At 46.7% G+C, this 25582-nt stretch carries 26 protein-coding genes; 6 read left to right on the plus strand and 20 right to left on the minus strand.

Annotated features, from left to right (window positions below):
* Positions 1-45: 45 nt before the first annotated feature.
* Positions 46-2640, plus strand: a complete 2595-nt coding sequence (locus ACXACM_RS02775; RefSeq protein WP_474819645.1) for a sensor domain-containing phosphodiesterase — start codon at positions 46-48, stop codon at positions 2638-2640.
* Here ACXACM_RS02775 and rep read toward each other — a convergent pair whose 3' ends face one another.
* A complete protein-coding gene (gene rep / locus ACXACM_RS02780) occupies positions 2641-4656 on the minus strand; it encodes a DNA helicase Rep (protein ID WP_474819646.1) in 2016 nt (671 codons plus the stop codon). It abuts the gene before it with no gap.
* A 118-nt stretch (positions 4657-4774) separates the two neighbouring features.
* On the opposite strand from rep, the gene ubiK reads away from it, so the two are divergent.
* Positions 4775-5029, plus strand: coding sequence for a ubiquinone biosynthesis accessory factor UbiK (ubiK, locus tag ACXACM_RS02785; RefSeq protein WP_474819647.1), 255 nt, complete (start codon positions 4775-4777; stop codon positions 5027-5029).
* A gap of 43 nt (positions 5030-5072) precedes the next feature.
* Here ubiK and ubiA read toward each other — a convergent pair whose 3' ends face one another.
* Positions 5073-5954, minus strand: a complete 882-nt coding sequence (gene ubiA / locus ACXACM_RS02790; RefSeq protein ID WP_474819649.1) for a 4-hydroxybenzoate octaprenyltransferase — start codon at positions 5952-5954, stop codon at positions 5073-5075.
* Between the two features lie 15 nt (positions 5955-5969).
* On the minus strand, positions 5970-6494 hold the full coding sequence (locus tag ACXACM_RS02795; protein WP_474819650.1) for a chorismate--pyruvate lyase family protein: 525 nt from the start codon (positions 6492-6494) through the stop codon (positions 5970-5972).
* Positions 6495-6669: 175 nt separating this feature from the next.
* Between ACXACM_RS02795 and ACXACM_RS02800 the strand changes: the two genes are divergently transcribed.
* The gene (locus ACXACM_RS02800; RefSeq protein ID WP_474819651.1) at positions 6670-7086 is read left to right on the plus strand and encodes a flagellar basal body-associated protein FliL; all 417 of its coding nucleotides are present in this window, start codon (positions 6670-6672) and stop codon (positions 7084-7086) included.
* Here ACXACM_RS02800 and glpG read toward each other — a convergent pair.
* The 8 genes from glpG to ACXACM_RS02840 form a co-directional block, all read right to left on the minus strand.
* Positions 7083-7946 carry a rhomboid family intramembrane serine protease GlpG gene (gene glpG, locus ACXACM_RS02805; protein WP_474819652.1) on the minus strand — a complete coding sequence of 288 codons (864 nt, stop codon included), beginning with the start codon at positions 7944-7946 and terminating at the stop codon, positions 7083-7085. The two genes, ACXACM_RS02800 and glpG, sit on opposite strands and share 4 nt — an antisense overlap.
* The gene (gene glpE / locus ACXACM_RS02810) at positions 7943-8260 is read right to left on the minus strand and encodes a thiosulfate sulfurtransferase GlpE (RefSeq protein WP_474819654.1); all 318 of its coding nucleotides are present in this window, start codon (positions 8258-8260) and stop codon (positions 7943-7945) included. The genes glpG and glpE overlap by 4 nt, the downstream gene beginning before the upstream one ends.
* Positions 8261-8265: 5 nt before the next feature.
* Complete coding sequence (tdh, locus tag ACXACM_RS02815; protein WP_474819655.1) at positions 8266-9288, minus strand: L-threonine 3-dehydrogenase; 1023 nt, start codon at positions 9286-9288, stop codon at positions 8266-8268.
* Positions 9285-10481 (minus strand): glycine C-acetyltransferase, encoded by a 1197-nt coding sequence (kbl, locus tag ACXACM_RS02820; RefSeq protein ID WP_474819656.1) that lies wholly within the window; start codon positions 10479-10481, stop codon positions 9285-9287. Before kbl ends, tdh begins: the two co-directional genes overlap by 4 nt.
* 137 nt (positions 10482-10618) lie before the next feature.
* Positions 10619-13105, minus strand: a complete 2487-nt coding sequence (locus tag ACXACM_RS02825; RefSeq protein WP_474819658.1) for a putative bifunctional diguanylate cyclase/phosphodiesterase — start codon at positions 13103-13105, stop codon at positions 10619-10621.
* Position 13106: 1 nt separating this feature from the next.
* A complete protein-coding gene (locus tag ACXACM_RS02830; RefSeq protein WP_474819660.1) occupies positions 13107-14285 on the minus strand; it encodes a hypothetical protein in 1179 nt (392 codons plus the stop codon).
* Positions 14282-14707, minus strand: coding sequence for a hypothetical protein (locus tag ACXACM_RS02835; RefSeq protein WP_474819661.1), 426 nt, complete (start codon positions 14705-14707; stop codon positions 14282-14284). The genes ACXACM_RS02830 and ACXACM_RS02835 overlap by 4 nt, the downstream gene beginning before the upstream one ends.
* Before the next feature lie 156 nt (positions 14708-14863).
* Positions 14864-15862, minus strand: coding sequence for a glycosyltransferase family 9 protein (locus tag ACXACM_RS02840; protein WP_474819663.1), 999 nt, complete (start codon positions 15860-15862; stop codon positions 14864-14866).
* Between the two features lie 93 nt (positions 15863-15955).
* Between ACXACM_RS02840 and ACXACM_RS02845 the strand changes: the two genes are divergently transcribed.
* Positions 15956-16672: a 3-deoxy-D-manno-octulosonic acid kinase gene (locus tag ACXACM_RS02845; protein ID WP_474819664.1), complete on the plus strand. Its 717-nt coding sequence runs from the start codon at positions 15956-15958 to the stop codon at positions 16670-16672.
* Between the two features lie 61 nt (positions 16673-16733).
* Positions 16734-17234, plus strand: coding sequence for a pantetheine-phosphate adenylyltransferase (gene coaD, locus ACXACM_RS02850; RefSeq protein ID WP_474819665.1), 501 nt, complete (start codon positions 16734-16736; stop codon positions 17232-17234).
* 13 nt (positions 17235-17247) lie between these two features.
* Here the strand turns inward: coaD and mutM are convergent, their stop codons facing one another.
* The 9 genes from mutM to radC all read right to left on the minus strand — a co-directional run bounded on the left by mutM (position 17248) and on the right by radC (position 24204).
* The gene (mutM, locus tag ACXACM_RS02855) at positions 17248-18057 is read right to left on the minus strand and encodes a bifunctional DNA-formamidopyrimidine glycosylase/DNA-(apurinic or apyrimidinic site) lyase (protein ID WP_474819666.1); all 810 of its coding nucleotides are present in this window, start codon (positions 18055-18057) and stop codon (positions 17248-17250) included.
* 13 nt (positions 18058-18070) lie between these two features.
* Positions 18071-18529, minus strand: a complete 459-nt coding sequence (locus ACXACM_RS02860; protein ID WP_474819668.1) for a hypothetical protein — start codon at positions 18527-18529, stop codon at positions 18071-18073.
* Between the two features lie 138 nt (positions 18530-18667).
* Positions 18668-18823 (minus strand): 50S ribosomal protein L33, encoded by a 156-nt coding sequence (rpmG, locus tag ACXACM_RS02865; protein WP_012516577.1) that lies wholly within the window; start codon positions 18821-18823, stop codon positions 18668-18670.
* Between the two features lie 11 nt (positions 18824-18834).
* Positions 18835-19071 carry a 50S ribosomal protein L28 gene (gene rpmB, locus ACXACM_RS02870; protein ID WP_474819669.1) on the minus strand — a complete coding sequence of 79 codons (237 nt, stop codon included), beginning with the start codon at positions 19069-19071 and terminating at the stop codon, positions 18835-18837.
* A 300-nt stretch (positions 19072-19371) separates the two neighbouring features.
* Positions 19372-21474: a YjbH domain-containing protein gene (locus ACXACM_RS02875; protein ID WP_474819671.1), complete on the minus strand. Its 2103-nt coding sequence runs from the start codon at positions 21472-21474 to the stop codon at positions 19372-19374.
* Positions 21471-22202, minus strand: a complete 732-nt coding sequence (locus ACXACM_RS02880) for a capsule biosynthesis GfcC family protein (protein ID WP_474819672.1) — start codon at positions 22200-22202, stop codon at positions 21471-21473. The genes ACXACM_RS02875 and ACXACM_RS02880 overlap by 4 nt, the downstream gene beginning before the upstream one ends.
* A complete protein-coding gene (locus ACXACM_RS02885) occupies positions 22203-22898 on the minus strand; it encodes a YjbF family lipoprotein (protein ID WP_474819673.1) in 696 nt (231 codons plus the stop codon). It abuts the gene before it with no gap.
* 86 nt (positions 22899-22984) lie between these two features.
* Positions 22985-23356, minus strand: coding sequence for a hypothetical protein (locus ACXACM_RS02890; protein ID WP_474819675.1), 372 nt, complete (start codon positions 23354-23356; stop codon positions 22985-22987).
* A 170-nt stretch (positions 23357-23526) separates the two neighbouring features.
* A complete protein-coding gene (gene radC / locus ACXACM_RS02895; RefSeq protein WP_474819676.1) occupies positions 23527-24204 on the minus strand; it encodes a RadC family protein in 678 nt (225 codons plus the stop codon).
* Positions 24205-24345: 141 nt separating this feature from the next.
* On the opposite strand from radC, the gene coaBC reads away from it, so the two are divergent.
* Positions 24346-25551 carry a bifunctional phosphopantothenoylcysteine decarboxylase/phosphopantothenate--cysteine ligase CoaBC gene (coaBC, locus tag ACXACM_RS02900; RefSeq protein WP_474819678.1) on the plus strand — a complete coding sequence of 402 codons (1206 nt, stop codon included), beginning with the start codon at positions 24346-24348 and terminating at the stop codon, positions 25549-25551.
* Positions 25552-25582 lie beyond the last annotated feature (31 nt).

The raw sequence follows: 25582 nt of genomic DNA on the forward strand, positions 1-25582 counted from the left end.
TAATTTAACTTCGGGTAACAGAACAATAATAAAACGGCAAAAATAATGTCTTCAGGGTCGACGGAATATGAGTTGTCGGAAGAAGAGCTTAGAGAGCTCATTCCCCAACTGCAGCAACTTACGGAAAAGTACAAACGTTCTGAGCGCGTGCAGAAAGCGCTTTTCGATATATCTGAACTAGCCAGCTCGGTAAGTAACCTCAGCCGTTTATACCCCGCTATTCATGAAATTATTGGTGATTTCATGAACGCCGATAATTTCTTTGTGGCGTTTTATGAAAAAGAAGCCAACGTAATCAACTTTGCCTATTTCGTAGACGAATACGACGAACAAACCATCAAACAAATCCCTGCTGAAACGCTCATGGACGGAATCACCGGCCATATTTTGCGCACCGGTGCCCACGTAGTTTTGCAGGGCGAAGACAGCGAAAGCTTTACCGCTAGAACTGGCGCGAAAATGGTTGGTGCAATACCACACCAATTCCTGGGTGTGCCGCTTAAACGGGGTTCGCAGGTTATTGGTGCTATGGTAGTGCAAACCTACGATGAGTCGGTGTCTTACACCGAGGAAGACCTCGAAGTTTTGTTGTTCGTGTCGCACCATATTGTAACAACTGTAGACAGGGTTAAAAGTCGGGAGTTAACAGAAAAGACTATCCGCGATCGCACCAGGCAACTTCGCAAAATTAATGATGAATTACAGGAAGAAATTCTCGAGCGCCAGAAAATAGAAACGCTGCAGCAAGCCTTGTATGAAATCTCCGAGTTGGCAGCGAATTTGGAAGGTAACATGGATGCCTTCTATGCCAGTATTCACAAAATTCTGGCCCGCCTGATCAGTGCCCCAAACTGTTATATTGCTACCCTTGATGACAGTAAAGAATATATCGATTTCCCTTATTTCGACGATACCAATGACGACACTATCGAACGGCGTCCACTGAGCCTGGGATTAACCGAGTTTGTACTTCGTACCGGTCAAACGGAGCTAATAAACCCGCCTCGTGTGCTTGAACTTGCCGAATCTGGCGAACTTGATGTCAGTATTGCTCAAGACATGTTAGCAAGTGCTAACTCCTGGTTGGGGTCGCCACTGGTGGTAGAAGGCGAAGTATACGGAGTTATTGCAGTACAAACCTATGGTAAGTTAGCAAAGTATACCGGGCGCGATTTAGAGCTGTTGCGGTTCGTCTCTCAACACATTGCCACCGCCATGGAGAGAAAGCGCAATACGGAAGCCATTCACAAGTACAACCAGCAGTTGGAACAGCGGGTAAAAGAACGAACGAAAGAGCTCGATCGCATTAATTCCTATTTGAAAAAACAAATAGAAGAGAGAAAAGAAATCGAGCTTAAGCTCATTCACGATGCGCACCACGACAGCCTCACAGATCTCCCCAACCGGGCCATGTTTACCAGCCGTTTAGAGCTTGCCATTGCCAATAAACAGCGTCATCCGGAAAACCTTTTCGCAGTGCTGTTTATCGATTTAGATCGTTTTAAAAACATTAATGACACCTTAGGCCATCATGCCGGTGATGAATTTCTCGTGGAAGTATCTCGCCGTATCGGACTTTGTATTCGCGGTCATGATTTGCTGGCCCGCTTAGGTGGCGATGAGTTTGTGGTGTTACTGGATAATTTTGAAGATTCAGAAGACGTGGAAGATGTTGCGTTTCGTATCATTCAAGCCATTTCAGAGCCCTTCGTGCTGGAAGGTAAAGACATGTACTCTGGCGCGAGTATTGGTATCGCCCATATCGAGACTTACTATCGCAGCGCCGATGAAGTATTGCGCGACGCCGATGCCGCCATGTATCAGGCCAAAACTCTTGGGCGTGGTCGCTTCGTTATGTTCGACAAGTCTATGCGCGACAGATTGTTAGAAGAGCTCGAACTGGAAAACGAGTTTCGCCGGGCGCTTAAAGATGAAGAGTTTGAATGCTTTTTGCAGCCGGTAATGGATTTGCGTGAAAAAGATAGCCTGTATCACGAGCTGTATTTACGCTGGGTGGATCCGACTCACGGCAAGGTCAACAGAGAGCAGTTCCGCCAAATAGCCGAGCAAAGTGGCTTAACGCTGGAACTGGATTTATTCCAACTCCAAAAAGCCTGCGATATAGTAAAAGCACAGAATGGTCAGGGCGAAATAAAGAAAATTGCGGTAAACGTGTCGATTAATCATTTACTTCAGACTTCTTTGGTAACGAAGATCCTTGATTTGATTCAGGCAAACGATGTCTCACCGAATACACTGGTTTTTGAGTTTGATGAAAACGATTTGAATCGTCGTTCACAAGTGATTTTGCCGGCTATTAAGAAACTAAAGCGAGCGGGAATAACACTGGTACTCGACAACTTTGGTAGTGGCTTGGCGTCGTTGAGCTATTTGTTTGCTTACCCCTTCGATTTTATCAAAGTCGATCACAGGTTCATTAAGTCTCTGCCTCGTTCTCAGCGCAACCTGAAGTTGATTCAGTCGGTAATGTTAATTTCTGACCACCTGAAATTTGATGTTATTGCCGAAGGCGTCGATGCAAGAGCTCAGCTTGACGCGTTAAATGAAATCGACTGTCACTATGGTCAGGGCAAGGTATTGAGCGAGCCCATGCCACTGGAGCACAGAAAGCTGGCGTGATCAGCTTTTTCCAAGCATTGCTTTAAGGCTGGCTAGCCCGGCTTCATTGGTTTTTTTGCGCTCTTCTGCAGAAGGCTTGGCTTTTTTCTCGTCCCACTCCACATCGTCAACAGGAAGTTCAAACAAAAACCGACTCGGTTCCGGGTTAATGATTTCACCAAACTGACGGCGCTCTTTTGCCAAGCTAAATACTAGCTCTCGTTGTGCACGGGTAATGCCCACATACGCCAGTCGGCGCTCTTCATCAACATTTCCTTCGTCAATACTGCTTTGATGAGGTAACAGACCTTCCTCCATGCCCACTAAGAACACGATGGGGAATTCAAGGCCCTTAGATGCGTGCAAGGTCATTAGTTGAACCTGATCGGCCTCACCGTCTTCCTCTGCCCGCTCCATCATATCCCGTAATATCAGGCGGTTTACCACTTCCTGCATGGTCATGGGGGCGTCTAAATCAGTGCCTTCGAGCATGTCGGTGACCCAGCCAAACAAAGTACTGACGTTTGCCATAGCCATTTCTGCGGCTTTCGGGCTGGGGCTGTGTTCGTAAAGATATTCTTCGTATTGCATAGAGCGGATCATATCTCTGAGTACCGCTTTGCTGTCGCCGCGATTCACATTATCCGCTGTCTCAACTACCCAGCGTCCAAAGCCTGCAACACGCTGATATGCGGCTTCGGGTAACACCCCAGATAAACCAGAGTGAGTGGCGGCAGCGAACAACGACACCCGTAATTCATTAGCAAAATTGCCCAATTTTTCCAGTGTCGCCCTGCCTATTCCACGGCCTGGCGTATTCACCACCCGCAGGAAAGCATTATCGTCATCCTGATTCACCAACAACCGCAAATAAGCCATGATGTCTTTAACTTCGGTGCGGCCAAAGAACGACATTCCCCCGTTTATGCGGTAAGGAATACGGTTACTCATCAACAGCTTCTCGAACAACCGGCTTTGGTGGTTCCCTCTATACAAGATTGCATAGTCTTTATAGTTCGTGCGATTCATGAATTTATGTGCAATGAGTTCAGCTACCACCCGCTCGGCTTCATGCTCTTCGTTTTTCGCAGTGATAACCCGCAACGGTTCGCCGTATCCCATTTCAGAAAACAGTGTTTTGTCGAACAAGTGAGGGTTGTTTTGGATAAGGATATTCGCACAATGCAAAATACGCCCAGAAGACCGGTAGTTCTGTTGCAGCTTGATCACATTCAGGCGAGGAAAGTCTTTTTGCAGTAAGTGCAAGTTTTGCGGCCTTGCTCCCCGCCAGGAGTAGATTGATTGATCATCATCGCCAACCACGGTGAACCGGGCACGTTCACCCACTAACAGTTTTACCAACTCGTACTGACTTGTGTTGGTATCCTGATATTCATCCACCAACAGGTAGCGTATTTTACTTTGCCACTTCAGGCGCACGGTTTCGTTTGTTTTCAAAAGTAACGTCGGCAGAAGAATAAGATCGTCAAAATCCAGCGCGTTATATGCCCGCAAGTGGTTCTGATATTGACGATATGCTTCTGCAAAGTCTCTTTCGCCAGCACTGGTAGCGCTTCTGCTGAGGGCGTCTGGCAAGAGCAAATCATTCTTCCAGTTAGAGATACAGTTTTGTAGCAGTTGAATTTGCTCTTTATCGCCATCGATGGTGTCGGCGGTAAGATCGTTTAACAGCGCTACTGAGTCTTTGTCATCAAACAACGAAAAGCCGGGTTTTAACCCCAACTCTTTGATGTGGGCTTTAATAATGGTGAGCCCCAGTGTGTGGAAGGTACACACTTTCAATCCCCGGGCCTCTTGTTTCCCTAGGGTTTGCCCTACCCGCTCTTTCATTTCCCTTGCAGCTTTATTGGTAAACGTTACTGCCGCTATCTGCCTTGCAGGCAAGTCACACTCTCGCACCAAATGGGCAATTTTGTTGGTTATGACACGGGTTTTACCACTTCCGGCTCCGGCGAGAACCAAACAGGGGCCGGAAACGTATGTCACAGCAGATTGTTGTGCATCATTTAATTTCATAAGCTGCGGGGAAAAGTTAAACGAGTTTGAAGAAAGACGGTTTTCGTTGCATGTACGTCTTATCTATTTACAATACAAAGCAACCTGTCGCGTTGACGCGCATTATAAAGGAAATACTATGCTTGATCCGAAAAAACTCGAAGAAATCGCCAAACAAATTTCTGACGCAGTACCGCCCGGTGTTCGCTCCATGGCTGAGGGTGCTGAAACGCGGGTGAAACAAGTATTGCAGTCTCAGTTAAGTAAACTCGATTTAGTTAGCAGAGAAGAATTTGATATTCAAAGCCAGGTGCTCATTCGTACCAGAGAAAAATTAGAGGCAATGGAAGCGCGTATTACCGCTTTAGAAGCGCAGCTGGAAGAGAAACAGTAAGCACTCACTTTCTTGCCAGCTCTTTCAGGCTAGCTAGGCGGGATTAGTTCCCCGCCAGCGCGATTCGGTCGACAAGTAGCCCCACCGCAATCACCAACCCCACGTAGTGATTATCCAGAAAGGCTTTGAAGCAGGCCATGCGGTCTCTGTGTCGGGTTTCATAAGCCTGGATCGCAAACAAGATTGCCGACACCAAAATACCGAAATACACCGGCCAGTGGTAATTCATCATAAAGGCAATTGTTGTGAGCAGCAGTAATGTAATTGCCTGCAAAAGACCAATAATGACCCGGTCTTGTGGGCCAAACAGAATGGCTGAAGACTTTATTCCCACTTTTAAATCATCATCTCTGTCGACCATGGCGTAGTAGGTATCATAAGCAATGGTCCAGGCGAGGTTTGCCGCAAACAACAACCACCCTACAAGTGGCACATTGCCATTTACGGCAGCAAATGCCATGGGAATAGCCCAGCCAAAAGCAGCGCCAAGCACAGCTTGTGGCATATGGGTATATCGCTTCATAAACGGGTAGCAAGCCGCTAGCGCTAAAGCCACCACCGACAACGCAATGGTTTGCCAGTTGAGGGTGAGCACAAGCACAAAGGAAATCAGCACCAGTAGCGCAAAAAGTTGTAGCGCTTCTTTCTCTGAAACCGCACCACTTACCAACGGACGCTGGGCCGTTCGCTTGACATTGCCGTCTACTTTGCGATCGGCATAATCGTTAATGATGCAGCCGGCCGAGCGCATGAGCACTACTCCGGCTATAAATACCGTAGTGACCCACAAATCTGGTACGCCATCTGCGGCTATTACCAGCGCCCAGACCGTAGGCCAGAGTAACAGATAAATGCCGATGGGTTTGTCCAGCCGGGTAAGCTGCACGTAGGCCGGCCAGTTTGATAACGACAACGCCAGAGACATGTTAAGACCCCAAATTTAATACAAAGGTGACGCGGGTAAGAATACCTCAGCCACCAGCATGGTGTAAGACTGAAATGTAAAGCATGAACGGCGCCCCCAGAGAATGGGCACTTCTGCCGTTGATAACGGGGGAAGCGACACCTGACACACTTCGAATTCACCCCGAACAAAACGTTTATCGTTGAATAGTCGTTTGCCTAAAGGCTCAGAGCCAAGTGCTCGAAACTCACTGTTCACCAACGCCTCGGGCAGAACACTTCTGGCGAAAACCCATGGGGTCCCGGCGGCTTCAAGTAAAACTTCTCGTACCTGGTACTGCTCTGCGCTTCCTTTTAACATCTGGCTTTCATTGTTATGGAGTGGCACTTTGCCCTCCCCAACTACCTGCAATGAAAATGACGCTGTATTGGCCTGCACCCGCTCGGTTAACGACCCGGTATCCAGTAACCAGGACGCCACAGTTTGAGATATGCCATCAACGGCTGCTGGTATTTGCCATGTGGTATTTAATCCCACGGGAAATTGAAGATTTACATCCAAAGGCTAATTCACCTTACAAAAACAGAGCCGTATCTTAGCATTGGTATTAGCAAAGGCTCAAAAGCGTATTGATACATACCCTTAAAAGCTGATTTTTCCGTGTTTATTTTATGGTCTTTGCTAAACTCTTCAACCATCAACCGGTTTATTTTATTGCTATTACTAGCGTGGTTTTATGAAAAAGTTATCCCTGCACGTTGCCGCCTTCGTTTCCCTGATACTAAGTAGTGCCCTTAGTTTTCACACTCAGGCGCAGGAACCACCCAGCTTTGCTTATCTTGGGCTGGAACCTGATATTGTTACCAACTATATCGGGCCGTCTGCAAAGAAAATCGGCTATGTTCACGTTTCAGTCGAACTTATGATAGACAGTGTCGATGTGCTTGAAATTGCGGAACACCATATGCCATTACTTCGCGCCACAACTATCGAAATTTTTGGGCAACAGCCAGAAGACAAAGTGAAATCTTTAACTGGCCGGGAAGATATAAGACTCGCTATTCTTAAAGCGTTACAAGATCACATGCGCAAAGAAACTGGCGCCACCATCGTGAAAGACGTTATCTTTACCAAATACCTCTATCACGGTTAAGCTTGCTTTCTGCGGTTGTCTCCCAGTGCTAATAAGGCTGCCAGAGCACAACCGCTTATCAGGCCAACTGTATGTGCTGTGTTGGCCATATTTACCCACAGTATATCTGTATAGCCCAACACCAACCACACCAACATAAAGCCGATAACTGGCCGCGGAATAGACAGCCCCCAAGCCGGTTTTAACCAGCCCAACCACCAAACGAACCCCAACACGGCGTATACAACACCTGAAAGCCCGCCAAACGCCGGGCCACTGACTAAAACCTGGGCCACGTTAGATGTTATGGCTGAAACAACAAACACGAGCAGGATCATGCTCAGTCCTAACACTCGTTCAATTTGAGCGCCTATCATGCTCCACCACAACACATTAAAAACAAAGTGTAAGGCGCTGAAATGAAGAAACGCGGGCGTTATTAATCGCCAGTATTCATGGGAAGACACAACGGCGCTTAAGGGAAGCATACGCAGATAACTACCCAATACATTGAACAACCCCAAATAAGACAATACAAATACAGCAGTACAAATAAAGAGTATGGCAGCAGTAAAAGGGGCCGTTCTTGCCCAACCGACCAAGTTAGCAATGCTTAAATTACTCGGTTTGCCTGGATGTAACTCCACATGCTCCCCCGATTCCCAGGCCGCTTGTTGATATTTAGGATCACCAGGGTGCTTGAGAAAGGCTTCGCAAATAGGTAACGCCCTTTCCACGTCGGAAGGGTTTTGCAGTATAACCACGTAGTCGTCGTTGTCGGGGTGAGGCTGCACACGTGCAGGTAGCGACTGACTTGTAAGATAATTGGCGAGGAGATGTGCATACCCCTCGTTACTGATTGCAATTAGCGGTTTACTCACGCTTGATCTGTCACCACGGTATAGTTAAGTTTCCAGGCTTCGAAGCCACCGTCCATACTGAATACGTTATCATAGCCCTGATTGGCAATCACATTAGCAGCCTGCTGGCTGCTAACGCCGTGATAACACACCACTAGTACAGGTGTATTTTTCGGTGTGTTATCGAGAAACGCTGCGAAATTATCATTATTTAAGTTTAGTGCATCGGGCATATGACCGTTGGCGAAAGACTGGGGATCGCGAATATCTACCACCGAAAACGTGTCGAGTTTCTCGGCGGCGTCCTGAATACTAATATGCTGAAATACAGACATGTTCACTACCAATTTAAAATAACTTTACCGGATTCCCCTGAGCCCATAGTATCAAAGCCTTGCTGAAAGTCTTCAATGGAAAACTGATGGGTGATTATTGGTGTTAAATCCAGCCCGCTTTGGATCAGACTGGCCATTTTATACCAGGTTTCAAACATTTCCCGACCATAAATACCTTTTATAGTAAGGCCTTTAAAAATAACCTGGTTCCAGTCTACCGCGACATCCGTCGGCGGTATACCCAGCATAGCAACCTTTCCGCCATTATTCATCTTGTCGAGCATATCCCGAAATGCCACGGGAACCCCGGACATCTCCAATCCAACATCAAACCCTTCAGACATACCGAGCTCTTTCATGACGTCATCCAGTGAAGTAGTTGCCACATTGACAGCGCGACTAGCCCCCATTTTTTCGGCCAGATGTAAGCGGTAAGGGTTAATGTCTGTGATCACCACATGTCTGGCACCAACGTGCTTGGCGACAGCGGCTGCCATGATACCAATGGGACCTGCCCCGGTTATCAATACGTCTTCACCCACCAGGTCGAAAGAAAGCGCTGTATGGACGGCGTTGCCAAATGGGTCGAATATGGCTGCCAGATCGTCAGAAATGTTATTCGGGATCTTGAACGCATTAAAGGCCGGAATAACCAGGTATTCAGCAAACGCGCCTGGACGATTTACCCCCACACCTTCGGTGTTTCGACATAAATGGCGTCGCCCTGCACGGCAGTTGCGACAATGCCCGCAGGTAATATGGCCTTCTCCGGACACCCTGTCACCAAGGGCAAAACCGGCCACCTCCTGACCCATACCAACCACTTCACCTACGTACTCATGACCTACTACCATAGGTACAGGAATGGTCTTCTGTGACCATTCGTCCCAGTTGTAAATATGCATGTCGGTACCACAAATCGCCGTCTTGCGAATTTTTATGAGTAGATCATTGTGGCCTACCTCAGGCTTAGGGGAATCCTGTAGCCAAATACCTTTCTCTCGATATGCTTTTACCAATGATTTCATTGAATAACTCCAAGAGTCCGACCAACTTCAATAAATGCATCAACGGCTTTATCGACGTGTTCCAGTGTGTGACCCGCTGACATTTGCGTGCGAATACGGGCCTGTCCTTTAGGCACCACAGGATAAGAAAAGCCAATAACATAGATGCCTTTCTCCAGCAGTTTATCTGCCATCTCGCTCGCCAGGCGAGCATCGCCAAGCATCACCGGAATAATAGGGTGGTCTTTGCCTGCCAGTGTAAAACCAGCGGCTTCCATTCGACTGCGGAAATGGGCAGCATTGCGCCACAATTGCTCTCGCAGTGCATGACCATTGGCCATCATATCGAACACTTTAAGAGACGCAGAAACAATGGGAGGCGCGACAGAATTAGAGAACAAATATGGCCGCGAACGCTGACGCAGCCATTCTACCACTTCTTTCTTACCCGATGTGTAGCCACCTGATGCTCCTCCAAGCGCTTTACCGAGAGTGCCAGTGATAATATCCACCCGCCCCATCACATCACAGTATTCGTGACTTCCCCGGCCATTATCGCCCAGAAAACCGGTAGCGTGACAGTCGTCAACCATCACCATAGCATCGTATTTGTCGGCCAGATCACACACACCTTTTAGGTTTGCAATTACCCCATCCATGGAAAACACACCGTCAGTGGCAATAATTTTAAACCGCGCACCATCGGCTACCGCTTGTTGCAACTGGGCTTCAAGGGCTTTCATATCGTTGTTTGCGTAACGATAGCGTTTAGCCTTGCTCAACCGAACGCCGTCAATAATACTGGCGTGATTTAGCGCGTCTGAAATTATGGCGTCTTCCGGACCCAGCAGGGTTTCGAATAACCCGCCGTTTGCATCAAAACAGGATGGATAAAGAATAGTGTCTTGGGTACCCAAAAACTCGCTGATTTTTTCTTCCAGCTGTTTGTGAATATCCTGTGTTCCACAAATAAACCGTACAGAAGCCATTCCGAAACCGTGAGAGTCTAAGCCGGCTTTTGCAGCAGCAATAAGGTCGTCGTGATTAGCCAGCCCCAAATAGTTGTTCGCACAGAAGTTTACAACATCGTTGCCCGTACCAACGGCAATATCTGCCTGCTGTTGAGAGGTAATTACCCGCTCACTTTTATACAAGCCTTCCTGCTTGACTGTGTCGATTTGACCACGTAGATGCGTTAAAAATGATTCAGACATGTCTTTCTCCGCCGTAGAAAGTGCGTATTCTAAAGAATAGGAATTGATGGGTACACTGTTTACCAGAAATGAAACAAAAACCTTTTTTGTCAGGTGTAAATAACTAGCCACACCCATGCGGCTAAGCTAAGCCATACTTAAAACTCAAACTGATGCTGAGTTAAAGAACTGCTGACTTTGTCACTCATTTGCCAACATCCGTCTACAACTTGCTCTTCCAGTCGTTGCCACAGTTCAGCTTCAGGAATGGGCGCACTAATCAGATACCCTTGCGCCTGATGGCAGTGGAAAGCACCCAGTTGAGCAAGCTGTTCCGGCGTTTCAACGCCCTCAGCTATCACCGTTCGCCCTAAACTGCGAACCAGTGAAATCGTAGACTGAACGATGTTCTTGTCATCGGCATTTTCTAACATACCGCTAATAAAACTTTGATCGATCTTAATATAATCTACAGGCAACGACTTTAAGTAGCTCAGCGAAGAATATCCGGTGCCGAAGTCGTCGATGGCCACTAGACACCCCATATCTTGCAAAGCTTTACACACATCAATAGCAGAGTTAATGTCTGAAACTAATGCGGTTTCGGTAAGTTCTAGCTCAACTTTTTCCGGCGCCAGTTCATAAAATGAAAGTTGCTGGCTCAAAAAGTGGGGCAGAGTTGGGTCTGAGAACTGCGCAGCCGATACGTTTATGGCCATCTTAATGTCTGGATAGCCACTAGTACTCAACTCATTTAAGATACGTAATGATCGTGTCATTACCCAGTAATCCAACTCCATCATAAAGGGGGTGCTTTCCAGCAGGGGAATAAATTCACCTGGAGAGATTGGCCCCTTAACGGGATGACGCCACCGAATCAGAGCCTCAAAGCCTGTTACCTTATTCGTTTGAATATCAATTTGTGGCTGCAATGCCAGGCTGAACTGGTTCTCTCTCAAGGCCACCCGCGCTTCTTGCTCAAGCTCAACTTTACGCATTACCTTCACATTCATGGAAGCATCGTACAATTTAAATGAAGCGCCTTTTTGTGCTTTCGCTTCATACATTGCAATATCGGCATGACGAAGCAATTCAACGGCTTGTATATCGGGCTGGCTGGTCATAGCCACACCCACACTGGTAGAAATATAAAACGGCATACTGTCGATTTGAATTGGTCGGTTAAATACATCTAGCACCGACTGCGCAATGCCTTCCACATGCGCTTTGTCTTTCGCATCGTTCAACAACACGACGAACTCATCACCCCCGAACCGCGCCACCACATGCTTGTCGCCCACGGCGTTTACCAGACGTTCTGCCGCTGCTGACAGCAGTTTATCGCCAACGTCGTGACCATGGCTGTCATTCACTTTTTTAAAGTCATCTAAATCTAAAAACAGCACAGCCGCGAGACCGCTACTCTTTGTGGCGACGGAAATTTGCTTCTCTATTTGAAAAGTCATCATGGTGCGATTCGGCAGGCCAGTCAGGCCGTCAAACATCGACATATTCTCTAACTGTGCGTTAGACGCAGCCAGCTTGGAGTCTTGTACCTCAAGCCGTTTTGCCACATTTCTGGCTGTTTCTTCTAATAGGTCCAATTCGTCAGGGAAGGTTTTATCTTTCCATTGACGGTGTCGCCTATGACCTAAGGTAAATTCTTTATATCGGTGCTCTGCCAGCAACGGCAATTGCTCAGTTAGCTGGATAAGTTTGCGACGATACTGCTGAATGAGTATAAGTAGAACAATGGTAAATAACAGGAAGATACTCACCGCAGTACCAATTACCATATTCTGGTATTCTTCAACCGAGGCAACGCGATCTGAAATATCTCGTACAAATAAAATCGCGTATTTACCGCCGTTCGATGCAGTAATGGGCAGTAAACTTAGCAATAAATCCTGGTTACCCAACGTTTGTAGCACCCCCTTTTCAACCATATCCTGTGCAGTGGTGCCTCTGGGAATATCCGCCAATAAATTGTTCAGCAACTTTGCGTTGCTTTCGGATAAGCGACTAACGATATTAAACGAGAAATCACCATTATTGCTTTCAACACTTTCTACGACCGCAATTTTATAGGCGCTGGAAAACTGTGATAGTGCTGCCAATAATTCACCAAAATTTGAGCTAAGTACCAACACGGCCAGCCGTTGCCCGTCTATCATAATGGGAACTGACAAATAGCGAAAACAGCTCCCTGTACACAGCAAGTTGTCTTGTGGCCGCATACTGATACGGGTTTGAGCTTCCATCGTTGGCACGAAGGAGGGCATGGCATTAGATTCGCCTATAAGTAGTTGCCCTTCGGGGCCAAACAACCACATATCGCTAACTTGCAAACTCATCGACAGCGACTCTTGAGATTCTTCCAATGCCACGGCAAGTTCGCTCTCAGACAAGGTTTCAGTTCCCCCCCAACGAGAAAAGGTTTCTCCCCACACCAGTAACCGAACGGTCAGTAGTTCCTCCATTAGCGACAGTTGACGTTGGTTTTTTAACTGAAAATCTTGGTGTTGCTGCTCGATATTGTTTTGCGACTCAGTAATGAGCATTGCGGCGATAACAATGGTGACGGTTAGCATCATTACCGATACAACGGCAAGTAATTTGGTTGTGACTGAAACCTTTACTTTCATACTAGAACCAATGCATAACCTGAACTGCCCACATGCGCCAGCTCTCTTCGGTATTGGGTTGATTTTGTGGACTTGGTATACTGGTTAATCGGCCAGCGCCTTTCACCCAATGGTGTTCGGCCTGAATCCGCCAGTTTGGGTTAAGATTCCACTGAAGTCCAAGTGTAGTCGTCTTCATATAGCCGAAGTAGCTTGGAATAACCCCGGCGCTTCTGGTTTCCAACGCTTCACCATCGCGGTCATCGCGATCAGCAAAAAAGAAATCGTACCCGAGTACTGCGCTATATTTCGGATTAAACATGTAACGCAATTGCCCATAACCCCCTTCGCTGTATTGATCGACATAGTAATCAGGCGAATAGCCACCAAAATCCAGTTTATGGCTGCGCTGCAGTTCGGTAGTAAATTCCCAATTTTCGGCATAATACACTGCTGAAACCGTGTAAAGCTGTACTGAACGGCCCCCATCGACCAGCGTTTCGTTTGGCGATGCATTGTAAGAAAAGTCAGAATCTAACCAACTTGCGCCGATTTGCCAGTTAAGTGACTGTGGTTGCCAGAATACACTCACTTGATGAACAAAATCTTGCTCTATATCGCCTTGAGTAAACTGTCCAAGCAGGGCTTTAGTTAAATAATTGCTTAAGGGCGCTTTGCCGTAGCTCCAGTTAAAACGGAAGTTGCCGTTCTCTGATGATCGGTTTGCTTGTAATAAAAGGCCGTCACTTCCCAGCGCAATATCTCTGAAGTTGTCAAAGTATATTGATTGGGGCAACACGATTGTTGGCCGCGTTTGCGGGACATCGCGGGTAGCGGAATAAAGCCAGTGTGGACTCTTGAAACGGCCCAAATGGGCGTTAACATTCCAGCCTCCGATTTCTGGTAAGGTAAGGTCAACAAAAAGATAGTCCACCCTACTGCCCTCTTCATAGCGATTGCCCCCATTGAGATATACCGCCTGACCCACAACCGCTAATGAAGCGTTGATATCGTATCGCATGTTGATACCGATTTCTGTGAGATCGAAGTTGATGTCATTGCTTTCAGTAATAAAATCGCTGTCGATAGACTGATTGACCCCCTGAGCAATAAACCCATGCCAGCTAAAGTAAGATTCCGCCATGGCTGCCGGCGTTATGCATATAAGAAAACTGAAAATCAGTGGTGCGTTAACATTCATGGTATAACGACCTCGTGAACATTTACTGAAGTGGCTTCGTCATAGATGTAACCTATGGCCCCAGGAGTCGATGCGACGGCGTTTATAAGCGCAGATTCAGATTCAACGGTTTTAGGCCGCTCACCCTGCCCCGAATAGATAATTTGATTCCACAGCCTGTCGAGTTGATACGGAAACATGTTTAAAACTTGTCGGCAAAAAGCCTGATGAGCGGGTGTATCTGAATCAAGAACAAAAACGGTGATTTTAGACCCGCCGCTCCAGTATTGTTTTCGTGATGTGAAAATTTCCCGAACCTCAGAGCGTGCCAAGGAGGTGACGTTCACGTCGTTGTTTACAACGACTTTTGCATTCTGTTGGGCATTAGTAACTGATGATGTGATAAGGATGCAGCAGAGGGCAAGCGCTTGCAGACATTGCACGCTCCATCCTCTCCTGAAAGTAAACCAGGTGAACCTGACCAAAAAACACCTCAATCCTTAAAGAAACGTGCCCATACGAAAGATCTTTACGATAAGTGTAGAAAATCAGGCCAATTTTGCTATTAAATCTTTCATTATATTGGCAGAGTAGTAGTTCTATAATAACTGGTCAACCATTTCCATTACGTCAGTAGTTGATATTTTTGACATAAGGGTGCTGCCTTTCGCCCGGGTTCCCCACGGTAATACATCCCAGGATTTCCCCGTTTGTTCAGCAATACACGTATCATAAACCGACACCACGTTGTCGAGATTATTGTAAGGCCCGGTTCGACGCGGGTTGGAATGTGCATACAGACCAATTACCGGTGTTCCAACTACTGTCGCCATATGGGCAGGCCCCGTGTCTGGCGCAATAACCAGATTTGCTTCAGCCAATACCGCCAGCATTTCCTGCAATGACGTTTTCCCGACGAGATCGCGGGTTACCGAGTTAGTGTGCTGCTGAATGGACGCCGACAGCGTTTGGTCAAGAGGGCCTGGCCCGCCTGTAAGTACAACGGCGAAGCCTTTTTGTTTTATGTGATCAGCAACTTGGGCGTAGCGCTCTGGTAACCAATTTCGTTCAGCTTTACTGGCCGCCGGACTGATCACCACAAACGGCCCTATTTCCTGTTTCAGGGCTGAGGCCATAATACAGGCGTCTTGTGGAACGGGTATATCCCATTGTGGCGTTTGCGCAGGCAAACCCAGCGCATCGCCGAAATCCATGAAACCATCTAATACATGCATACCTGTGGCCGGATTTACCCGTTTATTTGCAAATAACCAATGCAATTCTTTGCTTCTCGCCCAATCAAAACCTATGCGCTCTCTGGCTTTGATCACTCGCGAAGCGAGGTTTGCCCGCAATGCTACCTGCATCATCAACAGGGCATCAAAATATTCGTCTTTCAGGGCATGACGAAGATCTTTAACAGCCTGCTTACCCTGCTTTTTATCAAACACGATAAATCGGACACCTGTCATACTTTTTAATAGTTGATACTCTATTTTTCCAATGACCCAGGTAATCTCTGCGTCCGGCCAATGGCTTTTTATCCGATGCACCAGCGCTGCCGCATGGCAAACGTCGCCTATGGCAGATAGCCTCATCAAACAAATCTTTTTCTTCAATGCACACCTCTAAATGCTGAAAACTGTGTAATTTTCATTACAATGGCTAATTTACCATAAATACTCGGAACCATGACGATTAAACAGGTTTCCATTAACACTCACCACCATCTTCTCATTACTGAAGATAAGTTTCCTGACGTTACTCTTGAGTGGTTTTCACCAGAATTCTGGCGGCGTCAGAACGCGGTTATCGGCCAGGCACAAGGTCGAGGCACAACACTTTTTGTGCGCAATGGCAGCCAGGATCTGGTGTTAAGGCATTACAAACGCGGCGGATTACCCGGAAAGATTTTATCTGACCAATACGTATTTGCCGGTTTGGAAAATACCCGCCCATTTATGGAATTTCGATTGCTTAACGCTATGGTGCAACAAGGTTTGCACGTTCCGCAGCCCGTTGCTGTTCATGTGGAGCGTCGTGGGCTGATTTATCGCGGCGATCTCATTACGTCGCTCATTCCCAAAAGTGACGATTTACATGCGGTACTCTGCCGACAGCCACTGTCGGCGGCATTGTGGAAAGCGGTGGGTAAAGCAGTAAAAAAGATGCAGTCTGCCGGCGTATTTCACCACGACCTAAACGTGCGAAATATTATGATAGACGGGGAGCAAAATATCTGGATTATTGATTTTGACCGCTGCGAGTTTCGCACAGGTGATAAGTGGAAGCAGCGAAATATCGATCGCTTCCGCCGCTCGTTGGAAAAAGAGCAAGGGAAAGTTTCATCTTTTCATTGGAAAGAAACCGATTGGACCGCCTTTTTAGCTGGCCTTCGAGGGGAATAGCTGTTGATCCCTGCAAGAATACGGTAGTGTTCTACCTGAAACAAACACAAGAAAGCACACTATGCACTCTAGAGCAATTTATCCGGGTACATTTGACCCTATAACTAACGGACATGCCGATCTCATTGAGCGAGCATCACAGATGTTCTCCCATGTGATCGTAGCTATTGCCTCTAATCCCAGTAAGAAGCCGTTGTTTACGCTAGATGAACGCGTGGAGATGATTCGCGAGGTCACCCATGATTTACCCAACGTTGAAGTACGAGGGTTTACTGGCCTGCTCGCGTCTTTTGCAGATGAAATTAACGCGACAATTTTGATTAGGGGGCTAAGAGCCGTCTCTGATTTTGAGTACGAATTTCAGTTGGCCAATATGAATCGCCATTTGAATCCTAAGTTAGAGAGTGTTTTTCTTACCCCAGCCGAGGAGAATTCATTTATCTCTTCTACCTTGGTGAAAGAAGTCGCTCTGCATAAAGGTGATGTGAGCGGATTTTGCCCGGCTGTGGTAGAGCGAGCACTGATGCAGCGCTTTCACGGTGACGCTCCACTCTCAACCTAGTTTTAAAGTGAAGCTAGCGCTGACATTCAGGGCAAAAAAACGTGTTTCTTTGCCCTATTACTACACTTTTTATTTCCGTTTCGCACACTTCGCAAGGCTCACCGGCTCTGCCGTACACCCGAAGGTGCTGTGCAAAATAGCCAGGATTCCCATCACTTTGGGCGAAATCTTTTAACGTAGTCCCCCCCTGGGCGATGGCCTTTTCCAGAACCGTTTTAATAGTTTGAGTAAGCGCAGCATAGCGCTTGGCACTCACCCGACCGGCTGCCCGTCTTGGGTCAATACCAGCCATAAACAAAGCTTCATTGGCGTAGATGTTCCCGACACCAACAACCACATCGTTATCCATGATAAAAGTCTTTACCGGGCTTTTGCGGCCTTTCGCCAGGGCAGTGAGGCGTTCTGAAGTGAAATCGTCTGTAAGAGGCTCTGGCCCCAATTTAGACAGCAGAGGCAGCAGTGTATTGTCAGGTTGCCATAAGCAAGCACCAAAACGTCTTGGGTCGTTATAGCGCAAACACTTTCCATTACTTAGCACAATATCAATGTGGTCGTGTTTCACCGGTGGATGCGTGGCGTCAATCACCCGAAGCTTACCCGACATTCCCAAGTGCAGGACAATATCGCCCGTGCCTACATTAATAAGCAAGTACTTGGCCCGTCGCCGAATGTGCTTAATTGTTTGTCCACACGCTTGTTGTAGCGCCTCTGGAACTGGCCAGCGCAAGCGACTATCACGCACGATAATGTTAGTAATGGTTTGATCTTGCAACCAGGGCGTGATCCCCAGCCGGCTTACCTCAACTTCAGGTAACTCAGGCATGCTGTCTCCGTTGTCATTGATACCAGGGCAATAATGCCGTTAGCGTTGTGTTGGCTAATGTATACCAGGTATTTTCAACTCTCACATACGTAGTGCCTTCTACGGGATAAAAAGCATATACCTGCCCGTCTGACTGCCCGGCAAGCCAGACAACAGCCACCAGCGGTTCCCCATTGAGCCCTGCAGGATCGTTAGTAGACGACAACTTACCTTCGCGCCATGCGGTAATTTGCTCCTCCGGTGTAACGTCTATTTCTCCATCTACGGTGATCTGTCGCCAACCTCTCCCACTTCGCACCAACTGACTCTCACCCTGTTCGACTTTGAGTACATGGGCGTTTTCAGGTAAAAGGGGTCTGATAACAGAAGGCGATTCAGCCGGGAGAAACTGATCAATATTGAACAACGCAATCATGATCAACATGGCAAATATCACCACGTTATTCATTGCGCGTTGAGACATCAAAGCCATAATTTCACTCACTTTACCGATTAATACTGTTATTAATACACTTTATGAGAAAAGCTGGTGTCAAGATAAACCCAGGCAAGCATAAACGCAAAAAACCCAGCATAAGCTGGGTTTTCGTGGAGACAAAAGCAAGTTTTATTACTTGATTTTTGCCTCTTTGAACATAACGTGCTTACGCACAACGGGATCATATTTTTTGATCTCCATTTTGCCAGGCATGTTACGCTTGTTCTTGTCAGTGGTGTAGAAGAAACCAGTACCTGCTGAAGAAACTAATTTAATTTTATCACGCATTGTCGGCTTCCTTAGATTTTCTCACCACGGGCACGCATGTCAGTTAATACTGAATCGATACCCTTTTTGTCGATAATACGCATGCCTTTAGCAGACAAACGCAGTTTAACGAAACGGTTTTCGCTCTCAACCCAAAAACGGTGAGATTGAAGGTTTGGCAAAAAGCGACGACGAGTCGCATTGCGCGCGTGCGAACGGTTATTACCAACCGCTGGACGCTTACCAGTAACTTGGCATACTCTTGACATTGTATTTGTCTCCAGAACTACAAAACTGTCGCGCCAATCGATCCCACCTAATAAGTCTTCTGGGTCAGTTGACGATATTACGATAAATAAGAGGGCGCATTTTATACAGCAAACACAGGCGAATTTCAATAAAAAAGGCTAAAAAACCTTTTCTACTTTGCAAAATGCTTGCTTGCTACCCACTTTTTACGTGCAAAGGCAAAAATTTACCCCCTGCCATGCACAATCGGGGGCGCATAATAGCACCTAAAATCGGCGGTGTAACGATCTGATCGCAGATCTTTTATGCAAAGATCCCGATCAATCGTAAAAAGATGATCGCGGCGCAGTGTAATCAATGAGCCTCACCGGTCGTTTTAGCATCTGTCCACCATCTCGAGAAATGGGGATCCACGGGTACGTACCACGTCCTTTCGCTGGTTTCAGCGTGAAGATATCCAGGGGCACAGAAATGTAGAACCCCTTGGTAAAGCTCCCCTCACCATATTCTTCAGATGACACATCAGTAAAGGCAGCATACGCCCCTACTATGATGCCACTGTCAAAGCGCTTAGCAAAATCAATATTTACGCCTTTGTCTTTTGCCAGGAACTGGCCTGCACTAACTGTAAGTAATGTATCGGGTAATATTTCAGGTTCCCAATATACACTTGCATGGCCGGTTATCGCGTCGTAATCAAGAAAATCGACCTGACTATCAAAATCACGCTGTTTTACGTAGTTAATGTCTATACCTACAGCGACTCGACTGTCTACCGGACGCCACAACACTTCTCCACCAACACCGCCGTACATGGTTTCAAGATAACCACCATAACCTTGTACAAACCAATCTTCGCCCAGATTTTCATTCCACTGCAAGAATGCGCTGTCTAACCAAACGTCGTTGCTAACGTATTCTCGTACCCGGGTGCGTACCCGTGGTAACGTCGAGTTTTCCTGATCGGTAGTAAAATTAAACTTATCGAAATTATCCAACAGCGTAGCCCGTACAGATGAAATAAACGACAGGTTTTCATTCACCGCGTAACCACCACTTACAATTACACCCGTTTGGTAGAGATAAAATGCTTCCGGGTTCCCAAAGGTTTGCGTATAGAAGAAATCTACGCCGTAGAAAAAACCACTGGTTTTAGCGGGGTCGTAAGGCGCAAGCACAGTTTCACCGGGTGCTTGGCGATGGTAAGTTTTGTCAATCTCAGCTTCAATATCTTCATATTTAGCCGCGACTTTAAACGTAGCAGCATCAATGACGGTATCAACCATCGGCGTTCTGCCAGCATTCTCAACAATGTGGTAATGGCTTACTGAATCAGGTAGCTCTGAAGCGATAATACGACCAATACGCTGCGTGGCTTCGTCTTTATCCCGGTACGCAATTTGGTGACCATAGAAGATTGCTCGCTGTTCGCTGATGTCGGCATCAGACAGTACAAAACCACCGTCGAAAGCCAAATCATTGTACAAACGTCGTTTGTTCACATCAGCAATCGCTTCAGGTACCTTGGTATTTACTATTTCCCGGGGGGGGTCGTCAAATTTCACCTGTTTGTAGGTGTTCATGTTGAAGTGATAGGTGACTCCAAAACCAAAGGTATTACCACGCTGATAATTGGCTGAAAAATCAAAGCCTTCCCAGCGATAAACTGCACCTATGTTCCAGCGCGTATCCTGCTGCAACTCTCCAGCCCTGTCGCGGGTATAATTATTACCTTCATATTCCAGTTTCAGACGCAGTGGTTCCCAGGGCGTTTGATATTCTATGCCACCAAAAACGGCCATTGGACCTTTAAAAAACTGGTCGTAATCAATTTTACCACCTCGCCCGGAAAAGCCAGTTGGGCGTTCACAATAGCTTTCTTTAAGCTCGCAAAACGGACTGGTAATATCGTCAGCAGTACCTAAGTATCCCCATCCTAATCCAAGGTGAAAATCAAATGGGCCGTAAGCCTTAGAGGCCGTGACATACTCACTTTCAAAAAAGCCTGTACCACCGAAATCGCGAAAACCCAGTGATACTTCAGGCAGATAATAGCCTTCTTGTAGCAACCTGAATTTAACGTCCAGACCTTTGTCTTTTAGGGTTTGATCGCCACTAAAGCTTGGAATATCGCTGTAGAAGCGAGTTCTGACATCGGTATATCGCGCCGTTGCCTGCATCCAGTCAAATAATTGCAGGTTTACTGACCAAAAGCGATATTCGTCGTTATCGGTATAATTAATATATAAATCACCTACCTCTCCCATGCGGGATGTGGGTGTTTGTATAAGCCCGGTACCGCCCTGCACCATCTGTGACGGTTTCACAGTCAAAGACACTTGTTCCTGAGCAGTAGCTGACATAAGGGTAAATGCAGCAGTAACACCTAATGCGCACTGACTTTTGCTAAATCTAAACTTCATGGCAACACCCTGTGTACAGCAAGCTCAACAACAGCCTGATTAAGATCGTCCACATCGGGCGATAACAACCAGGTAAATAACGGCACATAAATTTGGCTACCCGGAATAACCTGAGCGTAGGATTTGTTCCAATATGCAATGTTGTGTTTGGTGATTTTACCTGCCGGCGATATCACGTAAACAAAATCAGGGTCAGCATCGTTTCGCATTGAGATGCCACCAGCATAATGAAAGGGTGAGTGGGAAGCGCGAAACTCATAAGCCCCTGGCGTTTTTACCAAGCCGGACATCCATACCACGTCTGGCCGACCCGTGAGACGCAAAATATAGTTTCCATCCTGCAGCATCGGGTTTTGTTTTGTATCTAACCTTGCAGCATCGTAGTTAACAGAGACCGGCAATCGTTTGGCCAGTGTCCAGCTCTCAACCTGATGACGAAGTGCTGCCAAAGCAACCGCTTTTTCATCCGTCGGTCTAAGTTCGTAAGCTAACGCGTCGATCTGTTCTATGACCGCCTGACGTTGGGCTTCTATTTCGGGAGCATCGGCATTATAAATGGTACATGCAGGCCAGTACCAATCGCCTTTATCAGCAAACTGACGCATGATTAAAGACAACCGAACAGGATTGAGGTAACGGAACTGTTGCCCGTTCACATCGATGTTGATAGCAGCAACTGAATTTGATATCACGGAGCACAAAGCAATAAACAAGAATAGTCGTTTCACTTACTTTACTCCTTCTTGGTCGATCAATCGTTGTGCTCTGCTCAGGTATACCATAACGAATTGCTCGCCTACTGGTGAAACCTGCTGCTGAGATTTAAGTATTTCCCCTGATTCAGTACTAATCCAGTAACGGTTCACCCAGGACAAATTCGCCTCATAAAAGGGTAACGCACCAGGGTATGTAACATGCTGTTCTATGACATTCACTGCAAACGCTTCACCGAAAATTGTCAGCGAAGCAGAGTCTCCACGTTGCCAGCGCGAAGAAACAGCTAAACCGTAACCGTACTCTTCAACGTCTGTGGTGTAATTCCACTCCCGTTTACCCGAGGCAGTTTCTGCCAGAGGGTTTTGTGTCAGGTTAGAGTGAAAGACTAAATCGTTAGCGAAACCGTGACTTTCAGAAATTACGCCATGGTGCATACTCAGGATAGCGTGATCGGCCGATACCCATTTGTTCAATCCGTTTTCAATAAATGCAAGCGCCATAATTGCCTGAACACGGTCTCCGTGTCTGACTGCCATTAGGTCACCCTTGGTTTGTCTGACTTGCTCTATCGTTACGTCGTTGTCTTGCTGAGAAAAGGCAAGTTTAAGTGTGTCGAAATAAGCACGGTTCGTACTGGAACAACCCGCAATAACCATGCTGGTAAGAAATAAGAACAAAAAACGAGCTAATTGTGTTTTAAATTTCATGGATAGGGATGCTGGGAAACAGAATAGTAGACAGAAATAAAAAAGCCGCTCCCGTAAAGGTGCGGCTTTCGAAAATACTTCAGCGTTTACTGTACAGTAGGTAAGTAAGTTGAAACTACTGTAATTGGAGTAGTAACGGTAATTGTTTGAGTACCAGAAACCGTAACAGTATCAGTTACGCTAACAGTTGTGTTTACACAAACACCGTCAACTAACTCGTCACCGTCGTTACAAGTAGGATCTGGATCTACCGGGTCTACTGGATCATCAATGTCTGCAGAACCGCGGTTATTGCTAACTACCGCAGCTAATACACCTACACCAACAGCAGCAGTAGCAACTGTTCCTGCAGTAACACTACCCAACGCACTTGAAGAAGATGCGGCTGACTCATCCTGTGCAACAGCGCCAAATGCCATGGTTGCACCGATGACTAATGAAATTAATGACTGTTTCATATCTGTCCTTTCTAAAAAATCCACCGACGCACTATGCTAAAGCATTCATCAGTAACTGACTACTCTTCAGCCATAATTTGGTCGTAAATAATATACGTTTCACATGCTCGCCGCATGGATCGGGAACGATCTGATAGGATCGTCGATGTACAGTATAACAAGGTTCAAAATTACATCAATCCCCTCTGTGCTAAAGATAATACATCGCCGTCGCCAACAATGAAATGATCTAACACACTCACATCGATTAATCCTAATGCACTGCGAACGTCTTTGGTAAGGCGAATGTCCGCGTCACTTGGCTCTGATACGCCGGAGGGATGATTATGGACCAAAATAACAGCTGCCGCATTATCCTCAATAACTTGTCGCACAATTTCTCTTGGATAAACAGCCGCTGCATTAATTGTGCCGCTGAACAGCAACCGAAATGCGATTAAATGATGCTGGCTGTTTAAACAAAGCAAGCCAAAGTGTTCCTTATGTTCGTGGCGCAAAGTAGCAAGTAGAAAATCTTTAACCTCATTGACCTGATGAAATACAGGCTGCTTTTGTAAACTGGTTTCAAGGATCCGCTTACCAATTTCTGAAATTACCGCCAGTTGTGCGTATTTTGTTTCTCCTACACCACACACCTCACACAGCTGCTCCCGCTTGCCATGAATGACATGGCGCAACTGACCGAATTTCTCGATTAGCTCGTTGGCAATGACCATGGCCCCCTGCTTTCCGGTACCGCTACCAAATAAAACAGCCAGAATTTCAGCATCAGATAAACTACCCGCACCCCGCTTTAATAACTTCTCTCTCGGCCTTTCTGAAGCTGGCCAGTATTTCAATTCGCTCATGAGTCCTCCGTTTACCACAGTAAGACTAGAAAAAACGGAGCATTGCCTCTACTGGCACAACTACCAGATTTACTTACGTGCTATGCCGCACAAACAACATCTGCTAGGCTTGTATCCATCAGACTGTACGAATAACAATCTATGCTACTGTTCAATAAAAAGATCCTTCTTGGCGTTACAGGTGGTATTGCCGCCTATAAAACACCAGACCTGGTAAGAAAATTAATCGCTCAGGGCGCACAGGTACGGGTAGTACTAACTCGTGGCGCAGCAGAATTTGTCAGCCCGTTATCGTTACAAGCAGTTTCCGGAAATCCGGTTCACACACAACTGCTCGACGAGCAAGCTGAAGCGGGCATGGGACATATCGAACTGGCAAAATGGGCCGACATTTTGTTAATTGCACCGACAACCGCAAACTGTATGGCGAAACTGGCGCAAGGCCTGGCTGATGACTTGCTCACCACGCTTTACCTCGCAACTTCTGCGCGAGTGTGTCTCGCCCCGGCGATGAATCAACAGATGTGGAAGGCGAGGGCTACCCAAGAGAATTTGCATCGCCTTCAAATGCACGGTGTAGACTTTATTGGTCCAGATGCCGGCGAACAGGCTTGTGGCGATGTAGGTCCTGGCAGAATGGTGGAACCAGAAGCCATTGTTAGCAACCTCATTGCAATGTCAGGAAACGATAAACTGGCAGGAAAGAACCTGGTGATCACCGCAGGCCCAACCCGTGAACCTATCGACCCGGTGAGATACGTCAGTAATCACAGTTCGGGAAAAATGGGGTTTGCCATAGCCCAGGCGGCCGCAGAACAAGGTGCAACAGTCACCTTGATTGCCGGCCCGGTTTCCCTTTCACCACCAGCAGGTGTTAAAACCATAGCTGTGACTACAGCCCAACAAATGCATGACGCTGTGATGGCACACATTTCCGTCGCAGACATATTCATTGCAACCGCGGCAGTCGCCGACTATAAAATCAGTGAAGTTGCCGCAAATAAAATTAAGAAATCAGATGAAAAGTTAACACTTACTTTTGTCAAAAACCCTGATATTCTTAAAGACGTAGCAGCACTTCCCTCTCCACCTTTCACTCTGGGTTTTGCCGCAGAGAGTCAGGATGTAGAAGCTTATGCGCGGGGAAAACTTAAAAACAAGAAATTGGATATGATCGCTGCTAATGATATTACCCGTGAAGGTTTGGGCTTTGACAGTGACGAAAATGCGCTGCACGTCATTTGGCACGATGGCGACGAACACCTTGCGCCAGCCTCAAAAACAAATTTAGCCAAAACACTAATCGCACTGGTTGCAAAACAGTATAATAATAAAGTGTCAAAATAATGGACGACCTGTCGATAACCTCAACATGAGA

This window comes from Alteromonas sp. AWQ4_252 (assembly GCF_056158205.1).